The 12,253-nt window shown below is 38.2% G+C and carries 11 protein-coding genes and 1 pseudogene; 8 read left to right on the top strand and 4 right to left on the bottom strand.

All coding sequences use genetic code 11. From position 1 onward, the window contains the following. Window positions 1-14: 14 nt before the first annotated feature. Window positions 15-769 (bottom strand): annotated as a pseudogene (locus DYI03_RS04390) (helix-turn-helix domain-containing protein). 190 nt (window positions 770-959) lie between these two features. Here DYI03_RS04390 and DYI03_RS04385 point away from each other — a divergent pair. The 7 genes from DYI03_RS04385 (at window position 960) to DYI03_RS04355 (ending at window position 8,411) form a co-directional block, all read left to right on the top strand. Continuing rightward, window positions 960-1,589 carry a hypothetical protein gene (locus DYI03_RS04385; RefSeq protein WP_021668315.1) on the top strand — a complete coding sequence of 210 codons (630 nt, stop codon included), beginning with the start codon at window positions 960-962 and terminating at the stop codon, window positions 1,587-1,589. A gap of 196 nt (window positions 1,590-1,785) precedes the next feature. After that, window positions 1,786-1,983, top strand: a complete 198-nt coding sequence (locus tag DYI03_RS04380; RefSeq protein WP_021668316.1) for a hypothetical protein — start codon at window positions 1,786-1,788, stop codon at window positions 1,981-1,983. Window positions 1,984-2,059: 76 nt separating this feature from the next. Beyond that, complete coding sequence (locus DYI03_RS13400) at window positions 2,060-2,602, top strand: hypothetical protein (RefSeq protein ID WP_115367903.1); 543 nt, start codon at window positions 2,060-2,062, stop codon at window positions 2,600-2,602. Then, complete coding sequence (locus DYI03_RS04370) at window positions 2,527-3,429, top strand: SPASM domain-containing protein (protein ID WP_115367902.1); 903 nt, start codon at window positions 2,527-2,529, stop codon at window positions 3,427-3,429. The genes DYI03_RS13400 and DYI03_RS04370 overlap by 76 nt, the downstream gene beginning before the upstream one ends. Beyond that, window positions 3,419-5,722 carry a TonB-dependent receptor domain-containing protein gene (locus tag DYI03_RS04365; protein WP_025064789.1) on the top strand — a complete coding sequence of 768 codons (2,304 nt, stop codon included), beginning with the start codon at window positions 3,419-3,421 and terminating at the stop codon, window positions 5,720-5,722. The genes DYI03_RS04370 and DYI03_RS04365 overlap by 11 nt, the downstream gene beginning before the upstream one ends. Next, window positions 5,722-7,914, top strand: a complete 2,193-nt coding sequence (locus tag DYI03_RS04360) for a peptidase domain-containing ABC transporter (protein WP_036859360.1) — start codon at window positions 5,722-5,724, stop codon at window positions 7,912-7,914. Before DYI03_RS04365 ends, DYI03_RS04360 begins: the two co-directional genes overlap by 1 nt. 17 nt (window positions 7,915-7,931) lie before the next feature. After that, a complete protein-coding gene (locus DYI03_RS04355; protein ID WP_021670368.1) occupies window positions 7,932-8,411 on the top strand; it encodes an HlyD family efflux transporter periplasmic adaptor subunit in 480 nt (159 codons plus the stop codon). Window positions 8,412-8,584: 173 nt separating this feature from the next. Here the strand turns inward: DYI03_RS04355 and DYI03_RS04350 are convergent, their stop codons facing one another. From DYI03_RS04350 to DYI03_RS04340, 3 genes are all read right to left on the bottom strand, one after another. Next, window positions 8,585-8,998 carry a hypothetical protein gene (locus DYI03_RS04350; RefSeq protein ID WP_021670367.1) on the bottom strand — a complete coding sequence of 138 codons (414 nt, stop codon included), beginning with the start codon at window positions 8,996-8,998 and terminating at the stop codon, window positions 8,585-8,587. After that, window positions 8,995-10,290, bottom strand: a complete 1,296-nt coding sequence (locus tag DYI03_RS04345) for a site-specific integrase (protein WP_115367955.1) — start codon at window positions 10,288-10,290, stop codon at window positions 8,995-8,997. The genes DYI03_RS04350 and DYI03_RS04345 overlap by 4 nt, the downstream gene beginning before the upstream one ends. A 65-nt stretch (window positions 10,291-10,355) precedes the next feature. Beyond that, on the bottom strand, window positions 10,356-11,585 hold the full coding sequence (locus DYI03_RS04340) for a site-specific integrase (RefSeq protein WP_025064876.1): 1,230 nt from the start codon (window positions 11,583-11,585) through the stop codon (window positions 10,356-10,358). A 15-nt stretch (window positions 11,586-11,600) separates the two neighbouring features. Here DYI03_RS04340 and DYI03_RS13850 point away from each other — a divergent pair, with 15 nt between their 5' ends. Further along, the gene (locus tag DYI03_RS13850; RefSeq protein ID WP_262510456.1) at window positions 11,601-11,732 is read left to right on the top strand and encodes a hypothetical protein; all 132 of its coding nucleotides are present in this window, start codon (window positions 11,601-11,603) and stop codon (window positions 11,730-11,732) included. Window positions 11,733-12,253: the final 521 nt, after the last annotated feature.

Below are 12,253 nucleotides of genomic sequence, written 5' to 3'. Positions count from 1 at the left end.
GCGAAGTATAGTTTTCAGAACAATTTGTTTAAGGTTGCCCTTGAAATAGCTTCTGTAATATTCGCCACACCTAATTTTCAAAGGCGTGGCGTTTGTAGAATTTAATGGAGTCTAACGACCGACACATTCTGTCTGCAATTTCTGCCATCGTAAGACCAGCCACAGATAGTCTGAGAACTTCAAGCTCTTCTTCTTTAAGCGATACACTAATATATTCCTGCCACCGATGTCCCTCGAAAGAGTATTTCCAATATTTCTGTTGTCCATTCTTGTGAAACTCAACGTGTCCAGCTGTTTTATGCGAAGACAGAGACACGACACACATTCCAATCCATATCTTGCCCTCATCGGTTAATAGTATAGGAGTAAGCTGATGATTGATTAGTTTGCTCCTCGTTCCACTCTTCAGATGAAAATGATAGGACATAGAGCATTGGTATTTATCAACGTTGTCGAAAGTATCGAAGAACTTAAAACCACTGCTGTTCAGCTCCACGAGCATTTTTTGTTCCTCCTCCGGCACATGTTTCAAGTAAAAACTGTACCCTAATTCCTTCACCTCCCTTGCCGTATGCCCACAAAGAAACAAAGGGTTGTCCGACACATAAAGAAACTCCTGCCTGTAATAGTCTATCAAGTAAACGCTCTGATAAGTCACACGTGCAAATGCCTCTAACGTTTGTACTAATGTAGATAATACATGTGAGTCATAATCTGGTGCATTGCGTACGGTATTTGATGCGATAAAAAAATCTTTTATGTCTGTCATATATGCTAAACGTGTTAAGGTTCTCTGATATATTTCACTACAAAAGTACATTTTTAATGCGGAATACTGCAAAAAGATTACACAAAAGTGTAAAAAACAAAGAGAGAGATGCCAAATTACACAAAAGTGTAATAGATGATATTTGCATAGGAAGTATTTTTGCCGTATAAATCAAGAATTAAAAAGCATTATGGAAAAACAGATTGCAACATTTAAGGACTACGCTATCTTCATGGCAGACAAAACGAGTCTGTTGGAAATAGCACAGTTTGTAGTCAGGGAAAATTACTCCCATCACTTATCTTCATTTACAGAGAAAGAAATAAATGAAGATATCAAATCAGTGCTTGAAGAAGAGGAATATCTGTATGATAACGAATCTCATATCTATATTGCAAGGGATGCCTTTGGGAATATAATTGGCTGCATCAGGAGTTTTCATTGGGATAAGCACAAGACTCTTCCTATCGAAAAAATATATGGGATAAACCCGCTGAATGCTATTCATCAGGAAAGTAAATATAGTTTTTGGCATATCGGACGCTTTGCCGTTGTAAAGGATTCGAGAATATCCACATTGACTTTATTCAAGCGGTTAATGGCATTGGCAGTAAAGCCGATAGTTGAGGATAAGTACAGCTATATGATTGCAGAGATTGACAGCAAACTATTGAAAGTAATGAAGGGCTTGGGATTTGGCACACACCAAATAGGGAAACCCATAGACTACCTTACATCAGAGACCGTTCCTGTATGTTCCAGTAAAAGAGGTATCAAGGGTTTCTTTTCCAAATATGGTGAGCTTTGCAAGGCAGCATGATTACACTTTTGTGTAATATTTCAGACAACAAATTCAGAATTACACAAAAGTGTAACGATATAATTTGGAGATATAAATATATTTGCAACAGAAATAATCAAGTCGACAAGATTATAAAAACAGACCTCACTGTAATTTAAAAGGAGAAAAAGTCGAAAATCTATAAGAGTAGACAAAATATAATAATAATTACAAAATGAATAATACACTTTCATTTAGCGAAGTTCTTAATGTAGAGGAACTCGCACCTACAGAATTGGATGCCATTGTTGGTGGTAAGTTTGGAATTAAAATTGTTGGTGCTAATGGCCATCAATGCAGTTGTGGTAATGGAAAACCAAGTACCCCTTCTACCCCTACGGATTCTACAAGTACAGGCACAACTAATCCTTAAGTACTTTATATCAATATCAAGGTAGCTTGTGATTTTATGACAAGCTATCTTGATTTACCTCTTAAAAATAAAACAAATGGTGAACCTTAAAGAAACTCATATTATAACAAAAGATAATGAAACTATACTTTTTCATTATCCTTCTTATACTTTAATAAGTATCAATGACCATATCAAAGAGATACTTGAGATGATCAAATCTGGGATTTCTTTGTCAGAGATTTCGCTTAAAAAAAATATACTAGAAGCAGATATAAAAAAGCTACTAGTAAGCCTCAATAAGGTTATTACCAAAAACCTTCTTTGCAAAGAAAAAGGAAAAGAAATAAAAGAAGGGGCTATTCATAGAATAACACTACATATTTCAAATGATTGCAATCTTCGATGTAAATATTGCTATGCGAATGGCGGTAATTACAATTTACATCGTCATTTGATGACAAAAGAAACGGCAAAGAATTTTATGACTTTTGTATTAATAATTTTCATCACATTGAGAAAATTGTTTTTTTTGGAGGAGAACCATGTATTAATGTTGATGTCATGGAGTATCTATGCTCGTTATTTTATAACTATAAATTTGATAAATCACTTGAAGAATTACCTAAATTTGGCATAATAACGAATGGAACAATTTGGAATGAACGATTAATTAGTGTTATAAAAAAATATATAACGTTTATCACTGTTAGTATCGATGGAGAAAAAAAAATAAATGACAGTAATCGTGTTGATAAACAAGGAAAAGGTACATATAACAGGATTGCAAAGTTCATTGATTATATAAAGCATATTCCTAGTGTAAAGGTTCAATACGAAGCTACCTATACAAAGCAGCATATTAAAGAGAATATTACAAAAGATGATATATCTTTGTTTTTTCGAAAAAGATTTAACATTGAAGGTTTTTTAGTAGATGAAATTAGTATTGAAGAAGATAATCATAAAATAGATTTCTCTGTTCAAAACGTTGATAATTTACCAGAATGCTTTACAGACATTTTATGGGCTATTTCTTTTAAGCACCATCTTGAGTCTTGCCAAATATCTAGGTTACAGTTTGCGGTATCAACATCTGGACTAATATATCCTTGTCATATGGATGTTGGAATCGAAAGCTTAAATCTTGGAGATGTTAAAGGGGATAATATCTTTAACTCAAAACATATACAAGACCATTACCCATTATTTAATCTGATAAATAACAAGGAAAAACTATGTCCTAACTGTTGGTGTCAGAATTTATGTGAATGTTGTCCAAAAAGTTTTTTTTATGATAATGAAGCTAAAAAATATTCTCTTACCCCTAATACTGATAAATGTAAATATCAGCGAGAATATATAGAAAAGATTCTAATAGCTATTGTTAAATTGAGAAAAAATAAGGGTAAGTGGCAGGAATATGTTAATGAAATCAATAAAAAACAGAATCTATATGAATACTAATAATAAGATGCGAAGCATATTGATTATAAAATTATTTATGCTTTCGCTTTGTACTTTTGGACAAATAAAAGGAATAGTAAGAGAAAAAGATAGCAATTTACCTATGGAGTTTGTAAATGTTACCATCCTTTCAGCATCTGATAGTGCTTTTATAACAGGAACCACTACGGACTCTTTGGGCATGTTTATAATTCCAAACAACATACCCAACGGTATTATAAAAGTAAGTTACATTGGCTGCAATACCCAATTTAGGCAAATAGTGCCTGAAGATAGCGTATATAATTTCTTCTTACAGCCCAATGAAAATACTTTAAAAGAAGTTATAGTAAAAGGTAAGACCTACTTACATACATCAAAAGGTATCATCGCTAATATTGCTTCTGGACCATTGGCTAAACTTGGTAATGGCTTAGATGTGTTATCTCATCTTCCCTTTATTATAAATAAGAATGGAAATATTAGTGTTTTGGGTAAGGGAAAGCCTTTAATCTTTATCAATAATAGATTGGTGCGGAATCAAAGCGAATTGAATCAAATAAATTCTTCGGATATTAAACAAGTAAAAATTATAACCAATCCCGGAGCGGAGTATGACGCTACAATAAGTGCTGTGATAAAAATAATCACAAAAAAACCAATAGGAGAAGGAATTGGCTGTTTTGCTAATGCAGGTTTAAGCATGGAGCGCAAGTTGTCTCATTATAGTGGACTAAACATAAAATATCGAAAGAAAGAATTTGACGTTTTTGCGGATTTGCGATATAATCAAACATCAGCTGAAGCTAAGCAGCTCTCAGATCGAAGTTTATTAACTCGGCAGGTAAATGAGAATATGGATATGCAAACTAACGCATTCTCTTGGAACGGATCAGTAGGGCTTAATTACGAACACAGAGATAAGGTGGCTATGGGTGCTATATACAAGTATACTTCTGTACCTGATGAAACTTTCACGACTGATGATTATGTGGAAGTTAAATATTTGGGACACGTAAGAGGTTTTATGTCAAACGATAAAAGAAAATCGGTCTTATACAGTCATTATATAAATAGTTATTTCTCTTATTATTTCACAAAAGACGCATATCTCAAGATTGATTTTGATTATATGAACTCATCTAATGAGAATAACCAAGATTATTTTCTTACAAGCCAAGAAATCCATTCAAAGAATCATAGTAATAATATGCTATATGCTTATCGGGCAAAGGTAATAAGCCCTTTGGTTGGTGGAACTTTGACATCTGGAACTGATGGAGCTTTTACTACAAACAAAAATCGTTATTCAATACTAGATGGTACAACCTTGCGAAATAGCCTATCACCTACTTCCAATGTAGCTAAACAACAGCTGTATTCAATTTTCTCAGAATATGAAAAATCTTTTGGTGCGCACTGGGATATAAGTATGGGGATCAGGTTTGAATATATGAATTTTAATTATTATAACAATAGCAATTATTCAACGAAAGATTCTCAGAGAGATAAGGGCTTTTATCCTTCTGCTGTCATTAATTACAAAAACAATAATGTACAGATGACCCTTGCATACCGTTATATGACATTACGTCCAAGTTATTTTATGCTAAGAAATTCTGTTGAGTATAATAATCCCTATGAATATGAAGGTGGAACCCCTAACCTTTTACCACAAAAAACTAATATGCTTTCATTTTCATTAGGGTGGAAAGATTTACAAGTAATGGCAAATTATTCGATGATGAAGAATAGTACGATGTACGTTTACGACAGATACAATGGAAGTGATAGCATTGCTATTTTTCATACTCAGAATATAAGAAGCAATCAAACCTTTGATATTGCTTTATATTATTCACCGATATGGTTTAAAATATGGAGACCATCATTTACAATAGATTTTACAAAACCTTTTTTGGTATACAATAACAGTAAATATAATAAGCCCATTTATTCTTTTCTATTGGATAATATAATAACTCTGCCTAAACATTTCCAAATAGGAGTAAATATGAGCTTTAATACATGTGGAAATTTAGATACAGACTTAGCTTATTATTCTCAAAATTTCGATTGTAATATTTATTGCGTAAAAGAATTTTTTAACGAAAAGTTACGATTAAAATTAGCAGTTAATAATTTATTTAATACAAGTCGTGAAAAATGGAGTAAAAACACCAATAATATCATTTTGAATAAATGGAACGATGCCAATAGATGTACGCTTACCTTCACTGCAAGTTATCAGATAAATCCATCTAAAAATAAATACAAAGGGGAAAAATCAAGTAATGAATTAAATAGACTATAATGAATATTGTATTTATAAAGCAACATGATTCCATGCAATGCGGTGTAGCATGCTTACAGATGATCTGTGAATACTATCATAAAAAGTATTCCACAAATTATCTCTCCAGCCTGTGCAATACAACGGCAGAGGGCGTTTCTATGCTTAGCATCAGGGATACAGCTTTTGCTTTAGGAATAAAAAGTAATTGTGGGAAAGTTAATATAAAAGGAATAAAGAAAATATCTTCTCCCTGTATCCTCCACTGGAATCAAAACCACTTTGTGGTGCTATATAAGGTAAAGAAAGGCAAGATTTTCTACATTGCAGACCCTGGAAAAGGACTTATAAAGTACAATCTTGAGGAGTTTAAGAAGCATTGGATTAGTACTCAATCGGGCGGTGAGGAAAAGGGTATCGCGATGTTCTTAGAACCTACTCCTGCCTTTTATGAAAAACAGACAAATGAACAGCCAACAGAGGAACGCTCGTTTAAGTTCCTCTTTGGTTACATCAAGCAATATCGCAAGTATTTCGGACAGATAATTTTAGGCTTACTCGTGGGCAGCTTGCTGCAGCTTATCCTGCCTTTCCTCACACAATCCATCGTGGACGTGGGCATTAAAAACCAAAACATCGGCTTTATCTGGTTGATTCTCTTGGGACAGTTGATGCTTACGGTGAGCCGTACCGCTATTGATTTTATCCGTCGTTGGCTGCTGCTGCATATCTCGCTGCGCATAAACATTTCATTGGTAAGCGACTTCTTTATCAAGCTCCTGAAGCTACCCATGTCGTTCTTCGATACTAAACTAATGGGCGACCTTATGCAGCGTATGGGCGACCACAACCGTGTAAACTCGTTCCTGACACAACAAACACTCAGTATTGTGTTCTCGCTCTTTACCTTTGTGGTATTCAGCATTGTATTGTTATCCTATAATTGGCTTATCTTCGCCATTTTCATGCTCGGCAGTCTGCTTTATGGCGGTTGGCTTGCGCTCTTCCTAAGGCGCAGAAAGGTTCTCGACTACGAACTTTTCGAGCAGCAAGCCATCAACAACAACAAGACCTACGAGTTTATCACCTCCATGCAGGAGATAAAACTCCAAGACTGCGAACATCGCCGTCGCTGGGAATGGGAGGATGTGCAGGCAGACCTCTTCGGTGTACAGATGAAATCGCTAAAGCTCCAACAAACGCAGGAAGCTGGCAGCATATTCATCAACGAACTGAAGAATATTGTCATCACCGTGGTGGCAGCAACAGCTGTCATTCACGGACAGCTCACACTGGGTATGATGCTTGCCGTGCAGTACATCATCGGACAACTCAACTCACCTGTTGAGCAGTTAATGAGTTTCTTCTACTCCGTACAAGATGTAAAGATAAGCCTAGAGCGTATCAACGAAATCCACCGTATGGACGATGAGAACGGAAAGCAAGGATTGGAAACCTCAGTGAAAGAAGAAAACAAAGGCATAGAACTTGAAAGTGTAAACTTCAAGTACGACCCTCACGCACTGAAAACTATCATAGATGATGTAAGCCTCGCAATCCCTAAAGGCAAAGTAACAGCCATTGTCGGAGCGTCGGGTAGCGGAAAGACCACGCTAATCAAGCTCATGTTAGGCTATTATCCCGTATTGGGCGGTCGAATAACTATTGGCGGAACCGATGTAAACACGCTCAACAAGAAGTGGTGGCGCAGGCAATGTGGTGTGGTGATGCAAGATGGAGTAATCTTTTCGGAGTCGATAGCACGTAACATTGCCGTAGATGACGGCGAGATAGATAAGGAGCGTTTGCAGAAGTCTGCCGAGATAGCCTGCATTCACGATTATGTGATGGGGCTGCCCCTAAAATACAACACCAAGATTGGGCGCGATGGTGTGGGCTTAAGTCAGGGACAAAAACAGCGCATCTTGATAGCGAGAGCCGTATACAAGAACCCTAATTATATTTTCCTTGATGAAGCTACCAACTCGCTCGATGCCAACAACGAACGTATGATTGTGGAACATCTGGACGAGTTCTATAAAGGTAAGACGGTAGTTATCGTGGCACACCGACTAAGTACGGTGAAGAATGCCGACCAGATTGTGGTATTAGATAAAGGTAAAGTAGTGGAAACAGGCAACCACGAAACACTCACAGCAAAGAGAGGCGCATATTATAACCTCGTGAAGAATCAATTGGAATTGGGCAACTAACAGCAGGAAGGAATATTATGGTAGACAATAAGATAGAACTCCGCAGCGAGAAGGTAAGGCATATTATTGGCGAGATACCATCAAGGATAGTCCGTTATGGTATCACGATTATCACCATTGTGATATTGGGACTGCTGACAGGTGCATACTTTATCCCTTATCCTGAGACCATCAGTGCAAGGATTGAGATGGCAGACGAACATCAAGGAACAATAGACATTCCCTATAAATATGTGAATTGGGTAACAAAAGGAATGACGGCAAACATAGAATTTGAGGGCTACGATGTCGAAACATACGGAACAGCCAATGGTACGATAACCGCCACATCGCATACACCCCGACAAACAGCAAAAGGTAGTGTGTTCACGGCACAGGTAAAGATAACGGATTGCAGGTATAAAACTATCAAGGGAATGACAGGCACAACATCCATACTCGTAAACAATGAAAGCGTGCTTCAAAGAATTGTCAAGCAAATAACAAACAGCATATAATCTCCTTTTTATCCGTAATAAAGCGATGAAAGAGAAAGGCAAATGTAGTTACTGCGTAGTACCATTATTTTCGAGTACTTTACTACAAGTTAATCCTTTTTCTTTCACCGCTTTATCCTTTATTGTAGTTATGTAGTAAGATATAATCAGTGAAAGAAAAAGAAATATATTTATCAGTTCTTGGTATTGTCCAACAGGAAGATTGGCGTTACAATGACAGCCTCTGTCTGCAATCTTCTACTGATGTACATTCTGAACAAATGCGCTTCCATGCTGTTCAATAGAAAGGACAGTGCGATGATAATAAGAAGGGGATAGAATGGTGAATAACTTACGGTCTTTCCCTTCTTGATAACTTCCTCACCTGCAACCCTCTCATCGGGATGCAGGTTGGAAGATTTCATAATTGTCTGAAGCCTATGGTTGAGTTTCCTCCATGTTACCCCGAAGAACTTCACAAGTTCACTCTCCGTCATGGCAATTTCGCCATTCCCCCTGCGAACAACCTGCATTCCATCAGTCCAGTCGAAATAACTGCGCTGATTGGTTACGCTTACTTTTCTTTTGGGATTATTGATTGTCTTCATGCCGTTTCCTCCATTTTACAGGTTACAATATCCGAAGGTTCACAAGCCTCTCTCTCCGAAGTTTCCTTTTCTTTTGCCGATTGCTTGGCAATAAGCCTGTCCATATCCTCCGAAATCTTGTTGTCCGTCACCTGCGCATAAACTTGAGTGCTTGATATGGAAGCATGCCCCATCATCTTGGCTATGCTCTCAATAGGAATACCTGCGCTCAGACTCATCGTGCCAAATGTATGTCTTGCCATGTGGAAGGAAAGTCTTTGGCGGATACCGCAAGCCTTTCCCACGATGCTCAGTTTGGCATCCATGACACTACGGCTACAATTACGGTGAAAGACAAAGTGGTCATCTTTTTCTTTCACCGTCTGCTGTTCCTCGCTTCTTTCCCGCTCTTTCCGACAATGGCTGATGATGGCTTCCGCAATGGGATGTAATGGTACGATGAACTCAACCTTGGTCTTCTGACGTTCCTTTCTTATATACCTCTGTCCGTCCGCTGTCGTTTGGATATGCTTGTTTTCTAAATTCTCCATGTCTGAGATAGTCAAGCCTGTGAAGCAGGAAAAGACAAACATCAGTCTTGCCAGCTCCGCTTCTCTGTCGTTCATCTTCATTGCCATAAGTTTCATTACATCGCTCTTTTGCAGAAAGCGTATCTTCTTTTCCTCTTTCTCATACTTGGCATTCTCAAACGGATTGCAGCGGATAATCCTCTTGCTGACAGCACGGAACATTAGTCGGCTCAGCCAGCAGAGGTTGCTGTTGACGGTAGATGCTTTCAGTCCACGCTTTTTGAGAAAGAAGCGGTATTCCTCGAACAAGTCCTCTGTAATTGTTCCGATGGGTATGTCCTGTACTCCTTTGTTTTCTACAAATTCACGGAGATTTCTGTCAGAATAGAACAGGTTCAGATAAGTTCCCTCTGCCCTTGATCTGCCAACATTTTCCTTGACTGCTTGGAGTTCCGCCCTGCTCATGGCAAGGAGCGTGGTCGGATTGGTGGCAATACCCTGTAAACAGTTCTTTACAAGCTCCACACTTACCACTCCATCCTTTACAAGAATATCCCGATAAGTCTTTTCCACCAAATCCCTGAACTCATTAATTCTTTGATTGGTCTTCTTGTTGGTTGTCAAACCCTGCTTGGTGTTCCACTCGGAGAATTTACACTCTTCTCCTGTGGTAATGGCGGTATTCTTTCCGTCGATGGTGATACGGCAGAGAATGGCAGTATTGCCGTCTGCCTTTATCTTCTGTCTGTTGATATAAAACAGTATCTTGAATGTACTTCTCATAATGGTCTTGATTGAATTGTTCATGTGTTATTTAGCTATAAAACAATGTTGAATGAAAGAAATGGTCAAATAGTCAACTGCATATCTTCAGTGAAAGAAAGGAAACGGTCAAATTCCTCAAAGAGTTTCTGCGGTGTTACCTTTGCATAACGCTCGGTCATGCTCACGTTGGAATGCCCCAGCATCTTACTCACGGTCTCAATGGGTACACCCTGTTCAAGCGTGATGAGCGTGGCAAATGTGTGCCTTGCCGTATGTGTGGTAAAAGGAAACGAGATGCCTGCACGAAGCCGCAGGGCTTTCAAATAAGATTGGTAAGTGGTATATCCCATGAAAGGGAGCAATGTTTCCCTTTCATCGCTGTGGAGCTTCTCCATCAGCCGTATGGCTTCGGGTAACAGTTTGACACGGCAAGGCACACTTGTCTTCTGACGGTTGAACTTCAGCCAAAGGCTACCCTCGTCATCACGCACAAGATGGGACTTGTCCAGTTCCATCAAATCACAATACGCAGCACCCGTATAACAGGCAAAGAGGAAAATATCCCTTGCCGTTTCCATTTCCTCCTCCAATTCCTCAAAGTGGAGAGTCTTTAACTTCTCAAATGCTCCTCTGTCAAGTGCTTTGGGGAGTTTCTTGTTACCCTTGCTGATTTTGACTTTGTCAAAAAGCAGGATGTCTGCCAACCCCTCACGGTAAGCCTGCCTGCAAACTGTTTTCAAATGGGTGGCGACATTGTAGAATGAGCTCTCCTGAAATCCACACTCCCCCAAGAAGTACTGCTGAAACTCATGGATGAAGTTCTCTGTCAGTTGTGAGAAAGCTAAGTCTGAAACCTTATACTTCTTTTGGATGAACTCCTGCAAGTGGATTCTCGTGGAGTGATAGCTTGCCATTGACTCTTTTCTGAGGTCTACACCGACATGACTTTCTTTCTCCTTTATGAGCATATCAAGCCTTTCGATGAGCATGCACCGTGTCTGCACACTGCCTTGAAACTGTTCCTTCACATCGGTTGCGTCAAATGGGCAACATCTTGCAAGCAAAGACTGATAGGCTGACTGAATGGACAGCAGCAAGTTCTCCAACCTGCCATTCACCTCCACCGCCTCACGACTTTTTCCGTCCATTCTGCTCTCACGGGGATTCCACAAGTCAGGATTGCAGGAGAGCTTGCAACTGAACTGGGCGATGGAACGTCCAATGGTAATGCGTCCCATAATCGGAGCCTTGCCCGACTTGTCCAGACCGCTCTTTTTGAGGTAGAGCAACACCTTCATTTTTTCTGTTTTCATACGCTTTGATGTTTTGTGGCAAAAATACCAATTTCAAAGCGTTCATCACTTATGCAGAAAACTGCCGACCGTAGCAACAGCCACACGAGCGAAAATAATTCAGTTACCGAACATTACTCCATCGTTACCTATGACGAAATCGGGTAACGGTTTAGTAACTGAACTTCTGCCTAAATCTGCATATTCCTGCCCTTTTTGAAAAGAGCACTTCTATGCAAATTATTCCGTTTCCTACTCATTATCAGTCTGTTTGCACCAACTTCGATATTTCTTCATTTTCGCTGATTAGTTGCAGCCTAAAACAATAGGTTTTGAACCTCGAAACAATAGGTTTTGAAGGTCAAAACAATGGGTTTTAAAATGAGCTAAAATAGCGTTTGTTCTAAATTCCATAAATTTCGGATACCTAATAATGTAGACTTGTAAGGGAAAACTACATATTCAAAACAGAAAAATACAGCATGACAAAATTAAATAATCGTGTTTTAAAACCTTAATAGTATTGTTTTAAAAACAAAATAGGCAATAATATCATTAAAGCGTAGTTGTTTTAGCGTTACTTTTTACAAATCATTATCTATTCTAAAATCATAAATTTTGAGTATTGCCATAATGTTCCCATTATAGTAATTTTGCAATTCTAAATGAGTGAATTAGCTACAGAGGTT

It is taken from the genome of Prevotella disiens (assembly GCF_900454955.1).
GTDB classification, from domain to species: Bacteria; Bacteroidota; Bacteroidia; order Bacteroidales; family Bacteroidaceae; genus Prevotella; species Prevotella disiens.
Note: the sequence above shows the minus strand (reverse complement) of the source record. Positions and strands in the feature narration are given on the sequence as shown.

What these genes read in the sequence shown, in the direction of transcription:
- DYI03_RS04385 (WP_021668315.1), top strand. Translation starts at nt 960, where the DNA reads ATGGAAAAACAGATTGCAACATTTAAGGACTACGCTATCTTCATGGCA.
- DYI03_RS04380 (WP_021668316.1), top strand. Translation starts at nt 1,786, where the DNA reads ATGAATAATACACTTTCATTTAGCGAAGTTCTTAATGTAGAGGAACTC.
- DYI03_RS13400 (WP_115367903.1), top strand. Translation starts at nt 2,060, where the DNA reads ATGGTGAACCTTAAAGAAACTCATATTATAACAAAAGATAATGAAACT.
- DYI03_RS04370 (WP_115367902.1), top strand. Translation starts at nt 2,527, where the DNA reads ATGGAGTATCTATGCTCGTTATTTTATAACTATAAATTTGATAAATCA.
- DYI03_RS04365 (WP_025064789.1), top strand. Translation starts at nt 3,419, where the DNA reads ATGAATACTAATAATAAGATGCGAAGCATATTGATTATAAAATTATTT.
- DYI03_RS04360 (WP_036859360.1), top strand. Translation starts at nt 5,722, where the DNA reads ATGAATATTGTATTTATAAAGCAACATGATTCCATGCAATGCGGTGTA.
- DYI03_RS04355 (WP_021670368.1), top strand. Translation starts at nt 7,932, where the DNA reads ATGGTAGACAATAAGATAGAACTCCGCAGCGAGAAGGTAAGGCATATT.
- DYI03_RS04350 (WP_021670367.1), bottom strand. Translation starts at nt 8,998, where the DNA reads ATGAAGACAATCAATAATCCCAAAAGAAAAGTAAGCGTAACCAATCAG.
- DYI03_RS04345 (WP_115367955.1), bottom strand. Translation starts at nt 10,290, where the DNA reads ATGAGAAGTACATTCAAGATACTGTTTTATATCAACAGACAGAAGATA.
- DYI03_RS04340 (WP_025064876.1), bottom strand. Translation starts at nt 11,585, where the DNA reads ATGAAAACAGAAAAAATGAAGGTGTTGCTCTACCTCAAAAAGAGCGGT.